The following is an 18,047-nucleotide window of genomic DNA, read 5'->3' as shown; positions in this document are numbered from 1 at the left end:
ATTTAAGCGTTAAAATCTCTGAAAATTAATAAAAAAGGATAATAAAATGTGTAAAGATTGCGGTTGTTCAATGGGAAATCACGCCCACACTCACACTCACGCTGATGGCACTACTCACTCACACCCACACACTCATGATGGGCATACAGATCACGCTCATGACGCACACGAGCATAGTCACGAGGCTCACGCGCACCCTGTGCTAAACGAGAGCAAAACCATAGACGTGATAGAGAAAATTCTTTCTGAAAACGACAAAGAGGCCGCTCACAACAGAGCGCATCTTGATGAGAAAAAGATACTTTGTGTAAATTTGATGAGTAGTCCAGGCGCTGGCAAGACTACGCTTTTAGAGGCTACGATAAAGGCTGGTAAATTTAAAATAGGCGTTGTCGAGGGTGATTTAGAAACAAATCAAGATGCCGACCGCATAGTAAAAGCTGGCGCAAAAGCTCATCAGATAAGCACAGGTCAGACCTGCCATTTAGACGCTTTTATGGTGCATGAGGGGCTTCATCACCTGCCACTAAATGAGCTTGATCTAGTCTTTATAGAAAATGTTGGAAATTTAGTCTGTCCTGCAAGTTACGACGTTGGTTCACACTTTAACGCTGTGCTTCTTTCAGTGCCAGAGGGCGATGATAAGGTTAGTAAATATCCAGTGATGTTTAGGGCTGCTGACGTGCTTTTGATCACAAAAGCTTCGCTTGCACCGCACTTTGACTTTGATATCGAGCGAGTGAAAAACGACGCTAGAAAGCTAAATCCAAAGGTTGATATCTTTGTAGTAGATAGCAAAACAGGCGAGGGCATCGATAAATGGATAAGTTATTTGGAATTTAAAAAAGAGCTAAGATAATGTGTCTTTCGATCCCTTCAAAAGTAATAGAAATAGACGAAAATAACGTAGCCACCGTTGAGACTCTGGGCGTTACTAGAAAAGTAAGCCTAGATCTCATCTCTGAAGAGGTAAAAGTGGGCGAATACGTGCTAATCCACGTTGGATATGCCATGCAAAAGATTGATACGCAGTTTGCGCTTGAGAGCTTAGAGGTCTATCAAAAGATCGCTGAGGATATGGACGCGGGGAAAATTTGATGGATCTTATCAATGATTTTCGCGATAAAAATTTAATCCTTGCCCTTTCAAAACTGATACAAAAAGAGAGTGTAAAACCGCTAAATATCATGGAAATTTGCGGCGGCCACACGCATAGCATTATGAAATTTGCACTGCCAAGCTTAGTTGGGGAGCATATAAATTTCGTCCACGGCCCAGGCTGTCCAGTCTGCGTGATGCCAAAAAGCCGCATAGACGAGGCCTGTAAGCTAGCTAGCATGGATAATGTGATCTTTTGCACGCTAGCTGACATGCTAAGAGTGCCTGGCTCAAAGACAAGCTTGCAAAAGCTTCGTGGCGAGGGGCATGATATAAGGGCGCTTTACACGCCACTTGATGCGCTAAATATCGCTAAGCAAAATCCAGACAAAAAGGTCATATTTTTTGCCATTGGCTTTGAGACGACGACGCCGATGAGCGCAAATTTAGTTGAAAAAGTGGTGCAAGAGGGCATTAAAAATTTATATTTTCATATAAATCACGTAACCGTCCCAGCGCCAGTTAGAGCTATAATGAGCGATGAAAACGTAAGGATAGACGCATTTTTAGGACCAAGCCACGTGAGCGTCATCACGGGTAGTAAAATTTACAAAGAGCTAGCGAGCGAATTTAAAAGACCAATCGCCATTAGCGGTTTTGAGCCGCTTGACATCATGGCAAGTGTGCTAAATTTAGTCCGTCAGCAAAACGCAGGCACTTATGAAGTCTATAACGAGTACGCAAGGGCGGTCAAAGAAGAGGGTAACGTCAAGGCAAAAGAGCTCATAGCTAAGTATTTTGAGCCGTGCGACTTTGTCTGGAGAGGCCTTGGTGAGATAGCGCAAAGTGGCATGAAGCTAAAAGATGAGTTTGCCTATCTTGACGCCAGAGTGCAGTTTGACTGCAGTGTAGAGAGCGCTGGCGAGAGCAAGGCTTGCATTTGTGGGCAAATTTTAAGGGGGCTAGCAAAGCCGACTGATTGTAAGGTCTTTGGCAAGGTTTGCAACCCGCAAAACCCGCTAGGATCGTGCATGGTCTCAAGTGAGGGCGCTTGTGCGGCATATTTTAAATACGCAAGAGTTGGTTAAGGAATTTAATGAAAAAGATAATGCTAAGCCACGGCGGCGGCGGCGAGGAGATGAACTCGCTTATAAACGAGACGATATTTAAAATTTTTGATAACGAAATTTTAAGGCAGAGCAACGACTCAGCGATACTAAATTTAGGCGGCAAGATCGCGTTTAGCTCCGATAGCTTTGTGGTAACTCCCATTTTTTTTAATGGCGGCGATATCGGCAAGATTGCAGCTTGCGGCACGATAAACGACCTAGCGATGGTTGGAGCAAGTGCAAAATACCTAAGCTGCTCGCTCATCATCGAAGAGGGGCTTAGCATAGAAGAGCTTGAAAAGGTGCTTGGCTCGCTTGCAAAAACTTGCAAAGAGAGTGGCGTGAGCGTGGTTTGCGGCGATACAAAGGTCGTGCCAAAGGGCAAATGCGACAAAATTTTCATAAACACAGCAGGCATAGGCGAGATAGTTTGCGAAGGCGTGGAGCTTAAAAATTTAAAAGCAGGGGCTAAAATTTTAATCTCTGGAGATGTTGGAAGACACGGCGGTGTGGTGCTTGCAGCAAGGGAGGAATTTGAGCTTGGGCTTGATCTAAAAAGTGACTGCAAGAGCCTAAAAGAGGTTGTTTTAAAGCTATTTAGCGCTGGTATAAAGCCGCAGTGCATGCGTGACGCGACTAGGGGCGGACTAAGTGCGGTGCTAAATGAGTGGGCTAAATTTAGTAAATTTGACATCTTAGTTTTTGAAGAAAATATCAAGGTGGCAGACGAAGTGATGGGCGTTTGTGAGCTATTTGGATTTGAGCCTTATGAACTTGCAAATGAGGGCACTTTTGTGATGGCTGTTGATGAGAGCCAGGCTGAAGATGCACTTAAAATTTTAAGAGAATTTGATCAAAATGCGATGATAATAGGCGAGGTTTTGCAGGCTACAAACGAGCGTGTCATCATCGAAAATGCCTATAAATCAAGAAGATTTCTCGAGTCCCCAAAGGGCGAGCTACTACCAAGGATCTGCTGATGCACGAGCTTAGTATCGTTCAAAATTTAGTCAGCCTTTGCGAGAAAAATGCCGCCAAAGAAAACGCCAAAGAGATAAGCAAGATCGAGATAAAGGTTGGCCGTTTAAGTGGGGTCGAGCCTCACTATCTAGAGAGTGCCTTTGATGTTTATAAGGCTGGCACGATCTGCGAAAACGCCGAACTTGTCATAAATTTACAAGGCATTGTTGTAGAGTGTTTAGACTGTGGATTTGGTGGGGAGCTTAGCGAAAATGACTTCACCTGCCCAAAGTGTAAAAGTCAAAATTTAAAGGTGACTGACGGCGAGGATATGTATCTTATGCGCCTTGAGATGAAGTAAAATTTTACATATTTTTATATGTAAAATTTTATGTTTTTTATAAAATATTTTAATAGTGGTAGTAGTAAAAAATAGCTACCAAAACCTTGATCTCTAGCTTTTGATATCTTTACGCACTTTACGAGCCTGGGATAATATAAATAATCAAAAATGAGCGCTACTCTTGGCTTTAGAAGCAGCCAATAATTTTTTTCTATAATTTTCGTGCGTTACAGATTTAAACTACTCAAATATCAAAAACGGAGCCTGCAGAACGTTTCTTATTATCTTTAGTGGCGAGAGTAGGGCGTCTTGCAATATTTGCGTCGAGTACTCCGGCTTTTCAGTCGTGCCACGTATGGCGATGACGGTTGAGAGTGAGCGGTCTTTGCCAAGGATGATTTGGTTGATAAGTGGGATCTTATCGATGATGCCGCTTGCGTCTTTTAGTATCTTTAGCTCTAGGTCGATATTTATCTTTTTGCTATTTAGATCGATCGTGCCGCGTCCGCCGATATCTGCGCTCGTGCCTATCATTTCAATCGCTAAAAACTCGATCACGTCGCCTTTTCTAGTTAGTAAAATTTTGCCATTTTTAACAGTGTAGCCCTTGTCGTTAAAGTCAGGCGTTTTAAAGCTAAGTAGCGACGGCACCGAGTTTAGGAAGCTAAGAAGTTTTTGATAAAAGATGTAGTCTTTTAGATACGTTCCGAAAAATCTTACCTCCGCCTTAAACTCTTTCGTGCTCTCTCCAAGCAGTTTTAGGCGAAATTTACCACCCTCAAAGCTCTTTATGCCAAAAAGGTCGTTGATAAACTCGCCGCTTATGTCGGTTGCGTCTAAATTTATGCTTTTCTCATCGCTAAAATATCCAACTCTGCCTTGCTTTGCCAGTCCATTTAGTGATACGCTCTTGCCCTTTTTCTCGGCGCTAAAGCTGGTAAATGGCAAGGTTTTGTTAAGGTCTTGCAAGATGATGTCGCCATTTTTTGCAAAGAGCTCAAGTGGCGTGCTTTGCTCTTTTGTGTTGTTGTCATCAAGGACAAGCAAATTTAGGTCGTTGCTCTTAGCCTCTATACCCTTTTCAGCGATGTTTAAAGAGAGTTTTTTGCTTGCACTTTGCACTTTTACGCCAGCCTTTGAGACCGTGATCAAAAAGTCATCATTTTCGTATTTTGAGCCATTTTTATCCAAAAACGGCATGTCAAATTTAAGCCCTTTTGCCAAAATTTCAAGATTAACAAAGTCCTTGCTTTTTATGCTCACATCATCAAAGCCAAGCACGCCATTTTGCTTTAAAACTGGGGAGTTTTGCATGATGAAGTTGCTGTTTTTTGTAGCTATCACGCTCTCATCACCAAAGCTTAAATTTATCCCAAAAGGCTCAATGCTAAGCGTGGTCTCATTTGGCTTACTAAAGTCAAGAAGCGCGGTAAATGGCTCATTTTTAAAGGCTAAAATTTCATCATTTTTCTCTTTTAGATCAAAGCTTTCTATGACGCCTTTTATCTCACCGCTGCTTTTTTGTAAATTTATATCTGCTTTTGCATTTGCTCTGAAAAAGTCAAGTCCAAAGCCACTTGCATCGATGTTTAGCGTCGAAGTATTTACAAGCTTTACAAGAGCGCTTTTAGCATTAAATTTACTCCCAGCGATATCTAAAACCGCATCACTTATCTTAAAATCGCCATTTGCTATGACGCTTTTTTCATCAAAATTTTCTAAGCTCTTTTCGTCAAGCTTTATCAAAATTTTTAAGCCAGCGTCCATTTTGCCGCTTAGCTGCCTAACTGGCACGTTGATCTTATAAGCTCTTAGTATCTCATTTATCGCCTCATCGTAAATGGAATTTGTCTTTATAAAAAGCTCTAAATTTGCACTTTTTTCATCAAAGATGTTGTTTATCGCGACGTTTGAGCCATCAAGCTTTTTGCCTTTATAAACTGGAGCTGTAAGGTCAAATTTAAGCTTCGAGTTATTAAGCGTGATGTTTGCCTCAGCGACATTTACAGCTGGCAGGCCTTTATCAAATTTAACAAGTAAATTTTTGGCATTTGCAGTTGCATTTAGCTCGTTTAAGAAAAGATCATTTTTTTTAAGATCAGCCTTGCCGTTTATCTCATTTAGGTGATAGTCATCAGCCACGATGTAGCCATATATCCAGTTTTTAACCTCGCTGTTTAGGTGTATGCGGCTATCAAGCTCAGCGATGAAGTCCTTTATGCTGCCAGCATTTACGTCATAGGCTTTGTAGGTTAAAAGCGTATCTTTTAAGGCAAAGCTAAGCTTGCCATTTAGCTCGTGAGAGGTGAAATTTCCATCAAATTTATAGTCATCTTTGTCAAAATTTGCACTGCCTTCGCCGCTAATGCTAACATTAAAGTCTTTAAAACTTAAATTTTTTACTATGAAGTGGTCTATGCCATCTTGCTGCTCTTTTTGAAATTTGATATCGATGTTTAGATAAGGGCTATCAACGAAAAATATATCATCTAAAAATAAAATTTTGATCTTAAAATTATCGCCTATTTGCACGCTCTCAAGCGAAATTTCTTGAAAAAAGGTCTCGAGGTAGTCCACGCCTTGACTAAGGTTTAAAAGTCTCTCATCACTACTTTTTTGCGTCACGTCTTTTTTAAAGCTTGGAAGCTTGATCTGCTTTGCTCTTACAATTAATTTTTTATCTAACTTTATATATAATTGCTCCAATTTTACGCCGTAAAACTCGAAATCGTTAATTTTTATGCCGTATTTTAAAAGCAAAAGAAGCGAAAGAATTAAAATGATAAAAAATTTTATAAAAAAACCATACCTAGATATTTTTTTTGATATCGTACTCATCGTCGTCCTAAGTCTTTTTGTATATTTAGCACGCCCTATAAACACAAGCAAGGTCGTTTTTATACCAAAGGGGAGTGTGGGCGAGATTATATCTTATTTAGCTAATCGCAACTTTAACTTAAGTGTGATCGACAAGTACGCCATGCGTTTCATCGGCTCGCCTCAGTCTGGCTGGATCGAGATAGGAAAAGATAAAATTTCAAGGGTTGATTTTTTAAAAAAACTTGCCAAGGCAAAGGCTGCGATGACGGAGATTACGCTCATACCTGGCGAAACTACTATCGTTTTTTTAAACCAGATAGCAGCGCAGCTTGGACTTGACGCAGTTAAACTAAATAGCGAATACAACGCACTTGCGCCAGTGAGCGACGGCTTTTTGATGCCAAATACTTATAAAATTCCAGTTGGCATCAGCGAAAGACATCTAGCATATTACCTCGTAAATTCATCTAAAAAGGCACAAAGCGAGATCAGCAGGAAAATTTTTGGCGAATACAACGAGAAAAAGTGGTTTAAAATTTTAACCATCGCCTCTATCATCCAAAAAGAGGCCGCAAACGACGCTGAGATGCCTCTTGTCGCCTCAGTCATCTACAACCGCCTTGATAAGGGCATGAGGCTGCAGATGGACGGCACGCTAAACTATGGTATCTACTCGCACGATGTGATCACGGCTGAGCGCATAAGAAGCGATATGAGCGAGTTTAACACCTATCTAAACGACGGCATACCGCCAAGCCCAGTCTGCTCGGTCTCGATAAATGCGATAAAAGCGGCAATAAACCCTGCAAAGACAAACTACTTGTATTTTGTGCTTGACAAAAAGGCGAAAAAGCACATTTTTTCAAAAACCTTAAGCGAACACAACCAAAATATCGCAAAATAGGGCTAAAATACAACCAGCTTTAATAAAAAAAGTGATAAATTTCAAAAAATCAAAAGGGCTAAAATGAGTGACATTATCTGGACAAAAACCGACGAAGCACCGCTATTTGCAAGCTACTCTCTCTTTCCTATCGTTAAGAGCTTTTTATCACGCGCTGGCATTAGCATAACTAGGGCTGATATAAGCCTTGCTGGGCGAATTTTATCTCTTTTTAGCAAAGAGCTTGGGCTAAATAAGGCTGACGAGCTGGAGCTTCTGGGCGAGCTAACCGCGCACAAAGAGGCAAATATCATAAAACTGCCAAACATCTCAGCCACGCTCGTTCAGCTAAAAGTGGCTATTGATGAGCTTAGAAGTAAGGGCATAAACGTGCCATTTTATCCAGACGAGATCATCACAGACTACGACGAAGAGGTCGCTAAAAAATATCAAAAAGTACTTGGTAGCGCTGTTAATCCAGTGCTAAGACAAGGAAACTCAGACAGAAGAGTCCTGCCACCGGTTAAAGAATTTGCCAAAAAGCATCCACATAGCAACGGCGACTGGGACAAGGCAAATAAAACTAAAATTTGCTACATGCAAAAGGGTGATTTTTATGAAAATGAGCGCTCAATAATCGCTAGTAAAGATGAGAAATTTTATATAAATTTTATAAGTTTAGATGGCAAAAAAGAGCTTTTAAAAGAGCTTGCCGTTCAAAGCGGCGAAATAGTTGATGCTACATATTTAAGCGTAGATGAGCTAGATAAATTTTATGAAAGCTGCTTTGACGAGGCAAAAAAAGAGAATTTGACCTTGAGCTTGCATCTAAAATGCACGATGATGAAGGTTAGCGACCCAGTCATCTTTGCGCATGCGATAAAGAGCTATTTTAATGAGGTTTTTGAGCTATTTGGTGATGAGTTTAAGGCTCACGGTGTTGAGGCAAAAAATGGCTTAAAAGATATGTTTGCTAAAATTTCAACTCTTAAAAATAAAGATGAAATTTTGGCTAAATTTGATGAAATTTTGAGTAAAAAGGCAAAAATTTGGGCACTAAATGAAAGTGCCAGCAACTTTGACGTGCCAAATGACGTCATCATTGACGCCTCCGTGCCTGCGCTCATTAGAAACTCTGGCAAGGTAAAAGATAAGGACGGCGAGCTAAATTTCTCACTTTGCATGATCCCAGATAGGACCTACGCTAGAGTTTATGAGGCCTGCGTGGCGGACTTTAAAGAGCATGGCGCGCTTGATGTGAGCAACATTGGCAGCGTGGCAAATGTGGGGCTAATGGCTAAAAAGGCCGAGGAGTACGGCAGTCACGATAAGACTTTCATCGCAAAAGAGGACGGAGAATTTGTTGTTTGTAACGAAGCTGGCGAGAGTGTCTTTAAATTTAGCGTTAAAAGTGGCGACATTTTTCGGATGACGCAGGCCAAAGAAGATGCGATAAATGCGTGGTTTGAGCTTGCTTTAAAAAGAGGCGAAATTTCAAAAGATGAGCTTATATTTTGGCTAGATAGCAGCCGCGCTCATGATAGAAATTTGATAGCTAAATTTGAAAAATTTAGAGATAAATTTACTAGTGCTGGCGTGAAATTTGAAATTTTAAACTACGAGCAAGCAACTAAAAAATCGCTTGAGGCAATAAGAGCTGGCAAAGACGTCATAGGTGTCACTGGCAACGTTTTAAGAGACTATCTAACCGATCTTTTCCCGATATTTGAGCTAGGTGGCAGCTCAAAAATGCTCTCAGTAGTGCCACTACTTGCTGGTGGAGCGATGTTTGAGACTGGTGCTGGTGGGACGGCTCCGACGCTTGTAAAAGAGCTAAAGGAGAAAAATCACCTGCTTTGGGATAGTCTGGGCGAGTTTTTGGCGCTTAGTGCATCGCTTGAACATCTAGCGTTTTTTAGGCAAAAAAAAGAGGCAAAAGAGCTAAGTGACGCGCTAAATAGAGCGGTTGCTAGCTATCTAGATGAAAACAAAACGCCAAATGCCACTCTTGATACAAGAGAGTCACACTTTTATCTGGCACTTTTTTGGGCAAGAGAGATGGCAAAAAATGGCGGAATTTTAAGCAAAATTTTTGAAAATTTAGCAGACGAGCTAGAGAAAAACGAGAGTGAAATTTTAAAGCAGATTAGAGAAAAAGATGGTGCAAGCGTGGAATTTGGCGGATACTACCTGCTAGATGAAGCAAGAGCAAATGAGGTCATGAGACCAAGTGAAATTTTAAATCAAATAATAGGATAAGAGATGAAAATAAGTGTAGTTGGAGCTGGAAACGTCGGTGCTAGCATAGCTTATGCGCTTTGCATGAGAGAGCTTTGCGATGAGATCGCGCTTGTAGATATATTTGGTGACGTGGCGCGCGCAAAGGCGATCGACCTAGCGCAGTCAAGCTGCGTCTTTAACGCTAAAACTAGCGTTTGTGGCGGCGATGATTTTGTGCTAATTGAGGGCAGTGACATCGTCATAGTCACAGCTGGAAGCCCAAGAAAAGAGGGTCAAACTAGAGAAGATCTGCTACTTAAAAACGCCGTTGTCGTAAAGCAAACTGCGCAAAAGATAGCTGAATTTGCCAAAAATGCAGTGATAATAGTCGTCACAAATCCGCTTGATGTGATGGTTTGGACGGCTCATAAATTTAGCGGTTTTAGCAAAAACAAAGTGATCGGCATGGCTGGCGAGCTAGATAGCGCAAGGTGCAGATATGAGCTAGCGCTTTTAAAAGATAAGGACGCTAGCAAGCTAAGAGCAAAGATCGTCGGCGCTCACAATGACGAGATGATCGTATCAGCTAGCAATATAAGCGAAAATTTAAGTGAAAATGAGCTAAAAGCTCTCAAAAAAGAGACAAGCACTGGCGGTGCAAAGATCGTTAAACTGCTTGGCACTTCAGCTTACTACGCGCCAGCGGCTGCAGCTGTGAAGATGTGCGAGATGATCGTTGGCAAGAGCGATGAGATAATAAGCGCTAGCGTGCTAATAGACGATGAGCTAAGTTGTGGCAGGCTAGTAAGGCTCGGACGTGATGGCTTAAAAGAAATTTTAGAGCTAAATTTAGACGAAGACGAGCAAGAGCAACTAAACAAAAGTGAAGCTGAAATTAGAAAAAATATCAAATTTTTAAAAGAAAACTTAGAGTAGGAAGATATATGATCGTAAAAGAAAATGTCCCAGTTTGGGTAGATGAGAGCAGGTGTAAGGCCTGTGATGTCTGCGTGAGCTACTGCCCAGCAGGCGTGCTAGGCATGAGGCTTGAGCCAAAGGCGGTGCTTGGCAAGATGATAGAGGTGGTCTATGCTGACTCATGCATAGGATGCCGTGACTGCGAGCTTCACTGTCCTGATTTTGCCATTTATGTGGCGGAAAAGGGCTTTAAATTTGCAAAGCTAACGCCTGAGAGCAAAGAGCGAGCTACGGCTGTGAAGGCAAATAAATTTGCCAAGCTTGGAGAGAGCGCATGAGAGAGGTAGTATCAACTGGAAATGCCCTAGTAGCAAGGGCTGCGGTCGAGTGTGGCTGTAACTTCTTTGGCGGATATCCTATCACTCCAAGCAGTGAGATAGCCCACGAGCTAAGCGTGCTTTTACCAAAACATGGCGGTACATTTATACAAATGGAAGATGAGATAGCTGGAATTTCAGTAGCTCTTGGTGCAAGTGCGAGTGGCGCTAAAGCGATGACTGCTAGCTCAGGGCCTGGAATTTCACTAAAGGCTGAGCAAATAGGCCTTGGTTTTATCGCTGAGATACCGCTTGTCATCGTAAATGTAATGCGCGGCGGCCCTTCAACTGGCCTACCAACACGTGTCGCACAAGGCGATATCTTGCAGGCTAAAAACCCAACTCACGGCGATGTAAATATGATCGTCCTTGCGCCAAGCAGCCTAGAGGAGTGCTATACGCAGACCGTGCGCGCCTTTAACCTCGCAGCTAGGTTTATGACGCCGGTTATGCTGCTACTTGACGAGACGATAGGTCACATGCAAGCTAGAGTGCGCCTGCCAGAAATTGGCGAGCTAGAAATTTATAAAAGAAGAGAATTTAGCGGTGAGCCAAAAGAGTATAAGCCATACGAGGCAGCGCACGACGAGCCAGCCACGCTAAATCCTTTCTTTAAAGGCTACCACTACCATATAACTGGGCTTCATCACGGCGCTACTGGCTTTCCAACAGAAGATGGCAAGATCGTTGAATACTCAATGAATAGGCTGTTTAACAAGATAAATTTACACACTGATGAGTGCGAGAAATTTGAAGAGTTTATGCTTGATGATGCTGAAATTTGCATCATCGCTTTTGGCAGCGTGGCGCTCTCAGCTAAGCAAGCGATATTAAATTTACGTGAAAAAGGGCTAAAAGTAGGGCTATTTAAGCCGCTCACACTTTTCCCAGCTCCAGCTAAAAAGCTAAAAGAGATATCAGATAAATTTAATAAAATTTTAGTCTGCGAGCTAAATTTAGGTCAATATAGTGGCGAAATTTCAAAGATCATCTTAAGAGATGACTTTGCAAAACTGCTAAAAGCAAACGGCAGACCGATAAGCCCAAGCGAGATCGAGGCGAAGATAGGAGAAATTTATGGCTTTTAATTATGATAAATATTTACGAACAGATAAAATGCCTACTCTTTGGTGCTGGGGCTGCGGCGACGGCGTCATACTAAAGGCGCTCATCCGCGCTATCGACACCATGGGCTGGGACATGAACGACGTTTGCGTGGTCTCAGGCATAGGCTGCTCTGGCCGCTTTAGCGGATATCTTGACTGCAACACCATCCACACGACTCACGGCAGAGCCGTAGCCTACGCGACTGGTGTAAAGATGGCAAACCCAGACAAGCATGTCATCGTGGTAACTGGCGATGGCGACGGACTAGCGATAGGGGGCAACCACACGATACACGGATGCCGCCGAAATATCGGGCTAAATCATATATTAATCAACAACTTCATCTACGCACTAACAAACTCGCAAACCAGTCCAACCACGCCAAAGGGCATGTGGACGGTCACAGCACAATACGGCAACATTGATCCTAGCTTTGACGCCTGTAAGCTCGCAACTGCCGCAGGTGCTAGCTTTGTCGCGCGTGGAAGCGTCATCGAGCCAGAGAAGCTTACAAAACTCTTTGTAGAGGGCTTTAGCCACGATGGATATAGCTTTTTTGATGTATTTTCAAACTGCCACATAAATTTAGGTCGTAAAAATAAAATGGGCGAGGCGGTGAAAAATTTAGAGTGGATAAAGGACCGCACTACTAGCAAGATCAAATTTGACATGCTAAGCGACGAAGAGAAAAAGGGCATTTTCCCACTTGGTGTGCTGCATAAAGATGAAGAAAAGATCGAATACACCAAGGCTTACGACAAGGTAAGAAGGGCTGCAATGAGCAATGAAGCGATAGATTTTAAGGAGCTAGCATGAAGTCACAACTAAGATTTGTCGGCGTTGGCGGACAGGGTGTCATACTAGCTGGAGAGATCCTCTCAGCTGCTAAGATAAAGGCGGGCGGATACGGCGTCAAGGCCTCTACTTACACATCTCAGGTACGTGGCGGTCCAACGAAGGTCGATATCATACTTGATGAAAAAGAAATTTTATATCCTTATGCAAACGAGGGCGAGATAGATTTCATGCTAGCAACTGCGCAGATAAGCTACGATGCCTTTAAAAGTGGCGTGAAAGAGGGTGGTGCGATCGTTGTTGAGCCAAATTTGGTAAAAGTAAGCGACGAAGATAAAAAGCGCTGGAAAATTTATGAAATTCCTATCATCTCTATCGCAAAAGACGAGGTCGGAAACGTCATCACTCAAAGCGTCGTAGCTCTTGGTGTGGCTGTGGCGATGAGTGGGTGTATGGATGAAAATTTAGTGCGTGAAGAGATGCTAGCAAGCGTGCCAGCTAAGGTCAAAGAGGCAAACGCCAAAGCATACGAGCTAGGCCTAAAATACGCAAAAGAGCTTTTAAAATAAATTTTTGGCTAAATTTGATTTAGCCAAAAACTCACAATATGGATCAGATAAAACTAGAAAATTTCCGCAAAGAACATGGCTTTGAAATGCCGATCATTAGGAGCTTATCGGCTGGTGAGTGCTTAAAGATAAGAGAGAATTTACTTCATAAATTTAGCCTAAATGATATAGATGAGTTTTTTAAAATAGATAAATTTAGCAGGCTTGATGGCTTTAATGCGGACGAAGCAATTTTTGATCTCAATACCGCTTTTAGCAAGCTTGATATCGCCACACCAAATGAAATTTGCATAAATTTTAATAAATTTGAGAGCATTGATATTTTGCATTTTGATGACCTCTCTAAATTTTTTAGCGATATCTGGTATCCCTCCCTTGATGACATTGAGATATTTGATATAAATTTAAGCTTTATTATTTCAGTCAGACACTACGGGGCTATCTATTATTTTACTCTCTAGCTATCAAAAATTTACAAATTTATATGATTTTTGATAATCATACGATTTTTATCCAATTTAAATTTATTAGTTTTAATTATTTATTTAATTTTAAGAAATATCTTCAAAGATACGTAAAATTAGCCATTTTATAACATTTTATCTATTTTCATTAATATATATTGAGAGATAATATTATTTTTACCTTTATCAAAATAATAAATTTATAAGTAGTTGCTAAAAACACGATAAAATGGTCTTTGGCTAAGTGATTTTAGCTATCAAATCTCACTATACAACCTAAAATAAATTCTTATGTTTCTTTTAAGTAAATTTTATGTAAAGTTACATCATTAATTTTTTAATTAATCTACTTGTTTTAAAAAATATTAAGAAATTAACTGGCGGTGCGTCTTAACGCTAATAAACTTATTAAAATAGGAAGTTATCAATGAGTGAAAAATTTACCAGAAGAGAATTTCTACAAAGCGCCTGTATCAGCGTAGGTGCGCTAGCTACAACAGCTGGTGCGACCAATGTTTTTGCTGGCGAGTTGCCAAAGGGCAATGAAAATGGTTTGCCATCTGTTGATGTGCTAATAATCGGCTCTGGCGGTGCTGGACTTCGTGCGGCAACAGCCGTTCGCAAACAAAACCCAAATTTAACAGTCGTAGTTGCCACAAAGATGATGCCATCACGTAACGCGACATGTATGGCAGAGGGCGGTATAAACGGCGTTACTGACTTTAGCAATGGCGACAGCTTCAAGCTTCACGCCTACGACACCGTAAAAGGTGCGGCTTATCTTGCTGATCAAGATGCAGTTGTGAAATTTTGCGAGGCAGCAGGCGCAGTCATCCACGAGCTAGACTACAACGGCATGCTCTTTTCTCGTATAGACAATGGCGACGTGTCCCGTAAAGATAATGGCGATGTTGCATTTCGCTTCATGGGCGGCGCTAGTAAAAAACGCTGTAACTACGCAGCTGATAAAACCGGCCACGTTTTGATGCACGCCTGTCTTGACGACGCTATCACAGCTGGCGTTAAATTTCTAATGGATCACGAGCTACTTGAGATCGGTCTTGAGGACGGCAAGGTCGAAGGCGTTGTTCTTCGCAACATCCAAGATGGTCAAATTTACCCAGTTCTTTGCAAATCTCTAGTCATCGCAACTGGCGGATACACTAGAATTTTCTACAACCGCACATCAGTTCCATTTATAGCAACAGGCGATGGCATAGCTGCTGCGCTTAAAGTAGGTCTTGGTTTTGAAGACCCTGAGATGCTTCAGTTTCACCCAACTGGCGTTCAAAATGGTGGCACGCTAATCACAGAAGCAGCTCGTGGCGAGGGCGGTTACTTGTTAAATAACAAGGGCGAGCGCTTTATGAAAAACTATCACGAAAAGATGGAGCTAGCTCCTCGTGACGTCGTCGCTCGTGCTATCGAGACAGAAATTCGCGAGGGTAGAGGCTTTGGCGAGGGTATGAGTGCTTATGTGCTTTGCGATGTTCGTCACCTTGGCAAAGATACTATCATGAAAAAGCTTCCAAAAATTCGCCACACTGCTATGCTTTTCCAAGACATCGACCTTATCGAGCAACCAGTGCCTATCCGCCCAACAGCTCACTACTCAATGGGTGGTATAGAGGTAGCTAAATTTGATGATATGAGCACAAAAATCCCTGGAATTTACGTAGGTGGCGAGGCTTCATGCGTATCTATCCACGGTGCAAACCGCCTTGGTGGTAACAGCCTAACTGATGCAGTTGTAACTGGCGATCTAGCTGGCAAAGGTGCTGGTGCTTACGCTCAAAATGCAAAATTTGCAAGCGGTAAGAAAACTTCTGAGCTAGCAAAAATGTGGCAAGATAAATTTAAAGCCATAGCAACAGGCGAGGGTGGCGTAAATGATATGTACGCACTTCGTGAAGAGCTTGGTAAAAATAACTGGGATCTAATGGGTATCTTTAGAACTGGTGCAAAACTTGATCAACTCTCTAAAAACCTAGAAGCTATCCAAGCAAAATATGACACCCTTAAAGTGCCAAATCAAAACCCAGTTATGAACACAGCATTTACTGACTATGTCGAGCTTGGCAACCTTATACTTCTTTCTCGTGCAGCATGTCTTGCAGCGCAAAATCGTCTTGAGAGCCGTGGCGCTCACACAAGAGAGGACTATCCAAAAAGAGATGATGTAAATTTCTTAAAACACAGCATAGTCACACTAAAAGACGACAAGCTTGAACTTAGCTACAAAGACGTTGTGACAGGCATATTTTCACTTGACGGCAAGAAGCCAGAGTAAGGAGCTAGGATGAAAATTATTATCGACCGTTTTGACGGAACTAAAAAATATGAATCAACTTATGAGCTAACAAATGAAGAGATCAAAGGCAAAACTCTTTTAACAGTGCTTTTTGACATCAAACAAAAAAAGGATGCGACGTTAAATTTCACAGCATCTTGCCGCTCAGCGATATGCGGTGCGTGTGCTGTTAGAGTAAATGGTCACTCATATCTAGCTTGCGATACAAAGATGAACGAGCTTTTGGCTGAGTTTGGCAATCCAGATACTATTAGAATTTCACCACTTGGAAATTTCAAGGTTATCTCAGACCTTATGGTGGATTGGGAGCCAAGTATCGAAAATTTACGCAAGATCAAACCAAGCATCACTGCTAAGTCAGAATTTAGCGCTGCAAAAGGCTGTAAGCAAAGTCAAAAAGAGTACGACAAAGTCGCACTTGAATGGGACTGCATACTTTGCGGTGCATGCGCTAGCGAGTGCAATAAACTTGAAGCAGACGCGAGTGATTATATGCAGCCATTTGTATTTGTTCATGCTTATAGAGCTGCCTTTGACTCACGTAGCAAAGATCCTATGCCACACCTAAAACCAGCTATCGATAATGGCCTTTGGATGTGTGTAAAATGCCAAGAGTGTGCTGACCGCTGTCCAAAAGGCATAAGCGCATGCGGCGACATAACTGATCTTCGCATCATGGCTATACAAAAAGGCTTTAATGAGGGCATGGGACCAGATCACGCTGAGGCATTCTTAACTGATCTAGTTGAAGGCTCAGGCAGACTAAATGAGGTTAGACTTGCACTTCGTTCAGAAGGCGTTATCAAAAATATGGGCAAACTAGACATCGCTGCAAACTTAATGCTTGCTGGCAAGATGAATCCGCTTCATGTATTTGGCGAAGAAGACATAGAAGGTCATGACGATCTAGTAAAAATGATAAATGCGGCTCGCAAAGCTGCTAGTAAGGAGTAATTATGCAAAATGAATTCGCTTTTTTCCCAGGATGCGTACTCACTCAAGCAGCTAAAGAGGCTAAGATGTCGCTTGAGGCCATCGCTCCAGTACTTGGCTGGAAGCTTCACGAGATAAAGGGCTGGAGCTGCTGTGGTGCTCAACAAGCACAAGACGTAGATCCTATGGCTGCACTTGTGGCAAATGCTAGAAATATAGCGCTTGCAGAGCAGATGAATATGCCGATGCTTACGACATGCTCAACTTGTATGCTAACTCTAACAAGAGCTAAAAGCACGCTTGATAAGGGCGCAAAAGATCGTATCAATACATTTTTAGCTGAAGGCAATATGAAATATAATGGTACATCTGAGGTAACAAGCCTTCTATGGGAGCTTTACCAAAATGTTGATACGCTAAGGGCAAAGGTTGTTAAACCACTTAGCGGATTAAAAGTAGCGCTATTTTACGGCTGCCACAGCCTAAGACCTGAAAAAGATCTACATAACAGAGAAAGCTCAGTAAATCCAAAGAGCTTTGAAACTGTTGTAAGCGCACTTGGTGCTACTATCGTGCCATTTGAGAAAAGACTTGACTGTTGCGGCTTCCACGCTAGCTATCCAGCTGGAAAATCAGTAAGAAAAATGTCAAGCCAGATCGTAAATAACGCTGATCAAAATGGTGCAGACGTAGTTGTAACTCCGTGCCCACTTTGCCAAATGCAACTTGACATCTATCAAGAGAGATATCAAGATGAGAACCACTCAGATGTTAGAAAACCTATCATCCACCTCTCTCAGCTTGTAGGTCTTGCACTTGGTCTATCTGTGGAAGACTTAGGTCTTGATCTAAACATCATCGACGCTAGTAAGATAGCGTAAATTTTATCCCACGTCTTTTGGCGTGGGAAATTTTAAACATAAATTTTTCAAAATAAATAAAATTTGATAACAAAATAGTTTTAAAATTTACTTTGTGATATAGAAATTTTCTTACTGCTAAAATTTATTTAAATTTGCTCTTTTATATCATTGCAAAAATAGCGCACTATCAGGTAATAACACTAAATTTTAGATATAAAAAAGAGCTGTAAAATGACAATTTTTTATATAAAATCACTTTATTTATTTTGTAATACTT

17 protein-coding genes are annotated in these 18,047 nt (G+C 41.7%); 16 read left to right on the top strand and 1 reads right to left on the bottom strand.

The annotated features are described in order from the left end of the window. Positions 1-46 precede the first annotated feature (46 nt). From hypB to hypA, 5 genes are read left to right on the top strand one after another with little or no spacing between them, the layout of a single operon-like run. Positions 47-859 (top strand): hydrogenase nickel incorporation protein HypB, encoded by an 813-nt coding sequence (gene hypB / locus CCS77_RS05175; protein WP_021093192.1) that lies wholly within the window; start codon positions 47-49, stop codon positions 857-859. Then, the gene (locus tag CCS77_RS05170) at positions 859-1,098 is read left to right on the top strand and encodes a HypC/HybG/HupF family hydrogenase formation chaperone (protein WP_009293878.1); all 240 of its coding nucleotides are present in this window, start codon (positions 859-861) and stop codon (positions 1,096-1,098) included. The genes hypB and CCS77_RS05170 overlap by 1 nt, the downstream gene beginning before the upstream one ends. After that, positions 1,098-2,186, top strand: coding sequence for a hydrogenase formation protein HypD (hypD, locus tag CCS77_RS05165; RefSeq protein ID WP_107916769.1), 1,089 nt, complete (start codon positions 1,098-1,100; stop codon positions 2,184-2,186). Before CCS77_RS05170 ends, hypD begins: the two co-directional genes overlap by 1 nt. An 8-nt stretch (positions 2,187-2,194) precedes the next feature. Then, positions 2,195-3,187: a hydrogenase expression/formation protein HypE gene (gene hypE / locus CCS77_RS05160; RefSeq protein ID WP_107916768.1), complete on the top strand. Its 993-nt coding sequence runs from the start codon at positions 2,195-2,197 to the stop codon at positions 3,185-3,187. Beyond that, a complete protein-coding gene (hypA, locus tag CCS77_RS05155; protein WP_021085088.1) occupies positions 3,187-3,528 on the top strand; it encodes a hydrogenase maturation nickel metallochaperone HypA in 342 nt (113 codons plus the stop codon). Before hypE ends, hypA begins: the two co-directional genes overlap by 1 nt. A 222-nt stretch (positions 3,529-3,750) precedes the next feature. Here the strand turns inward: hypA and CCS77_RS05150 are convergent, their stop codons facing one another. Further along, entirely contained in the window at positions 3,751-6,216 is a 2,466-nt protein-coding gene (locus CCS77_RS05150; protein WP_107917296.1) for an AsmA-like C-terminal domain-containing protein, read from the bottom strand. 73 nt (positions 6,217-6,289) lie between these two features. Between CCS77_RS05150 and mltG the strand changes: the two genes are divergently transcribed. The 11 genes from mltG to sdhE all read left to right on the top strand — a co-directional run bounded on the left by mltG (position 6,290) and on the right by sdhE (position 17,788). Next, on the top strand, positions 6,290-7,234 hold the full coding sequence (mltG, locus tag CCS77_RS05145; protein ID WP_103638573.1) for an endolytic transglycosylase MltG: 945 nt from the start codon (positions 6,290-6,292) through the stop codon (positions 7,232-7,234). Between the two features lie 63 nt (positions 7,235-7,297). After that, entirely contained in the window at positions 7,298-9,472 is a 2,175-nt protein-coding gene (locus tag CCS77_RS05140; RefSeq protein WP_107916767.1) for an NADP-dependent isocitrate dehydrogenase, read from the top strand. A 3-nt stretch (positions 9,473-9,475) separates the two neighbouring features. Next, positions 9,476-10,369, top strand: a complete 894-nt coding sequence (locus CCS77_RS05135; protein WP_107916766.1) for a lactate/malate family dehydrogenase — start codon at positions 9,476-9,478, stop codon at positions 10,367-10,369. A gap of 8 nt (positions 10,370-10,377) precedes the next feature. Then, a complete protein-coding gene (locus CCS77_RS05130) occupies positions 10,378-10,689 on the top strand; it encodes a 4Fe-4S dicluster domain-containing protein (protein WP_107916765.1) in 312 nt (103 codons plus the stop codon). After that, on the top strand, positions 10,686-11,816 hold the full coding sequence (locus CCS77_RS05125; RefSeq protein WP_107916764.1) for a 2-oxoglutarate synthase subunit alpha: 1,131 nt from the start codon (positions 10,686-10,688) through the stop codon (positions 11,814-11,816). Before CCS77_RS05130 ends, CCS77_RS05125 begins: the two co-directional genes overlap by 4 nt. After that, positions 11,806-12,651, top strand: a complete 846-nt coding sequence (locus CCS77_RS05120) for a 2-oxoglutarate ferredoxin oxidoreductase subunit beta (RefSeq protein ID WP_107916763.1) — start codon at positions 11,806-11,808, stop codon at positions 12,649-12,651. The genes CCS77_RS05125 and CCS77_RS05120 overlap by 11 nt, the downstream gene beginning before the upstream one ends. Beyond that, positions 12,648-13,199 (top strand): 2-oxoacid:acceptor oxidoreductase family protein, encoded by a 552-nt coding sequence (locus tag CCS77_RS05115; RefSeq protein ID WP_103567213.1) that lies wholly within the window; start codon positions 12,648-12,650, stop codon positions 13,197-13,199. The genes CCS77_RS05120 and CCS77_RS05115 overlap by 4 nt, the downstream gene beginning before the upstream one ends. Before the next feature lie 38 nt (positions 13,200-13,237). Beyond that, positions 13,238-13,660 carry a heat-shock protein gene (locus tag CCS77_RS05110; RefSeq protein WP_107916762.1) on the top strand — a complete coding sequence of 141 codons (423 nt, stop codon included), beginning with the start codon at positions 13,238-13,240 and terminating at the stop codon, positions 13,658-13,660. A 430-nt stretch (positions 13,661-14,090) separates the two neighbouring features. Beyond that, positions 14,091-15,953, top strand: a complete 1,863-nt coding sequence (sdhA, locus tag CCS77_RS05105; protein WP_107916761.1) for an 8-methylmenaquinol:fumarate reductase flavoprotein subunit — start codon at positions 14,091-14,093, stop codon at positions 15,951-15,953. Between the two features lie 9 nt (positions 15,954-15,962). Continuing rightward, the gene (gene sdhB / locus CCS77_RS05100; RefSeq protein ID WP_107916760.1) at positions 15,963-16,928 is read left to right on the top strand and encodes an 8-methylmenaquinol:fumarate reductase iron-sulfur subunit; all 966 of its coding nucleotides are present in this window, start codon (positions 15,963-15,965) and stop codon (positions 16,926-16,928) included. 2 nt (positions 16,929-16,930) lie between these two features. Further along, positions 16,931-17,788, top strand: a complete 858-nt coding sequence (gene sdhE, locus CCS77_RS05095; RefSeq protein WP_103602594.1) for an 8-methylmenaquinol:fumarate reductase membrane anchor subunit — start codon at positions 16,931-16,933, stop codon at positions 17,786-17,788. Positions 17,789-18,047: the final 259 nt, after the last annotated feature.

Source organism: Campylobacter concisus (genome assembly GCF_003048375.1).
GTDB lineage: Bacteria > Campylobacterota > Campylobacteria > Campylobacterales > Campylobacteraceae > Campylobacter_A > Campylobacter_A concisus_T.
This window is presented reverse-complemented; position numbering and strand designations above follow the sequence as displayed.

Coding starts and splice junctions, on each gene's coding strand:
- hypB (WP_021093192.1), top strand. CDS start 47: ATGTGTAAAGATTGCGGTTGTTCAATGGGAAATCACGCCCACACTCAC.
- CCS77_RS05170 (WP_009293878.1), top strand. CDS start 859: ATGTGTCTTTCGATCCCTTCAAAAGTAATAGAAATAGACGAAAATAAC.
- hypD (WP_107916769.1), top strand. CDS start 1,098: ATGGATCTTATCAATGATTTTCGCGATAAAAATTTAATCCTTGCCCTT.
- hypE (WP_107916768.1), top strand. CDS start 2,195: ATGAAAAAGATAATGCTAAGCCACGGCGGCGGCGGCGAGGAGATGAAC.
- hypA (WP_021085088.1), top strand. CDS start 3,187: ATGCACGAGCTTAGTATCGTTCAAAATTTAGTCAGCCTTTGCGAGAAA.
- mltG (WP_103638573.1), top strand. CDS start 6,290: ATGATAAAAAATTTTATAAAAAAACCATACCTAGATATTTTTTTTGAT.
- CCS77_RS05140 (WP_107916767.1), top strand. CDS start 7,298: ATGAGTGACATTATCTGGACAAAAACCGACGAAGCACCGCTATTTGCA.
- CCS77_RS05135 (WP_107916766.1), top strand. CDS start 9,476: ATGAAAATAAGTGTAGTTGGAGCTGGAAACGTCGGTGCTAGCATAGCT.
- CCS77_RS05130 (WP_107916765.1), top strand. CDS start 10,378: ATGATCGTAAAAGAAAATGTCCCAGTTTGGGTAGATGAGAGCAGGTGT.
- CCS77_RS05125 (WP_107916764.1), top strand. CDS start 10,686: ATGAGAGAGGTAGTATCAACTGGAAATGCCCTAGTAGCAAGGGCTGCG.
- CCS77_RS05120 (WP_107916763.1), top strand. CDS start 11,806: ATGGCTTTTAATTATGATAAATATTTACGAACAGATAAAATGCCTACT.
- CCS77_RS05115 (WP_103567213.1), top strand. CDS start 12,648: ATGAAGTCACAACTAAGATTTGTCGGCGTTGGCGGACAGGGTGTCATA.
- CCS77_RS05110 (WP_107916762.1), top strand. CDS start 13,238: ATGGATCAGATAAAACTAGAAAATTTCCGCAAAGAACATGGCTTTGAA.
- sdhA (WP_107916761.1), top strand. CDS start 14,091: ATGAGTGAAAAATTTACCAGAAGAGAATTTCTACAAAGCGCCTGTATC.
- sdhB (WP_107916760.1), top strand. CDS start 15,963: ATGAAAATTATTATCGACCGTTTTGACGGAACTAAAAAATATGAATCA.
- sdhE (WP_103602594.1), top strand. CDS start 16,931: ATGCAAAATGAATTCGCTTTTTTCCCAGGATGCGTACTCACTCAAGCA.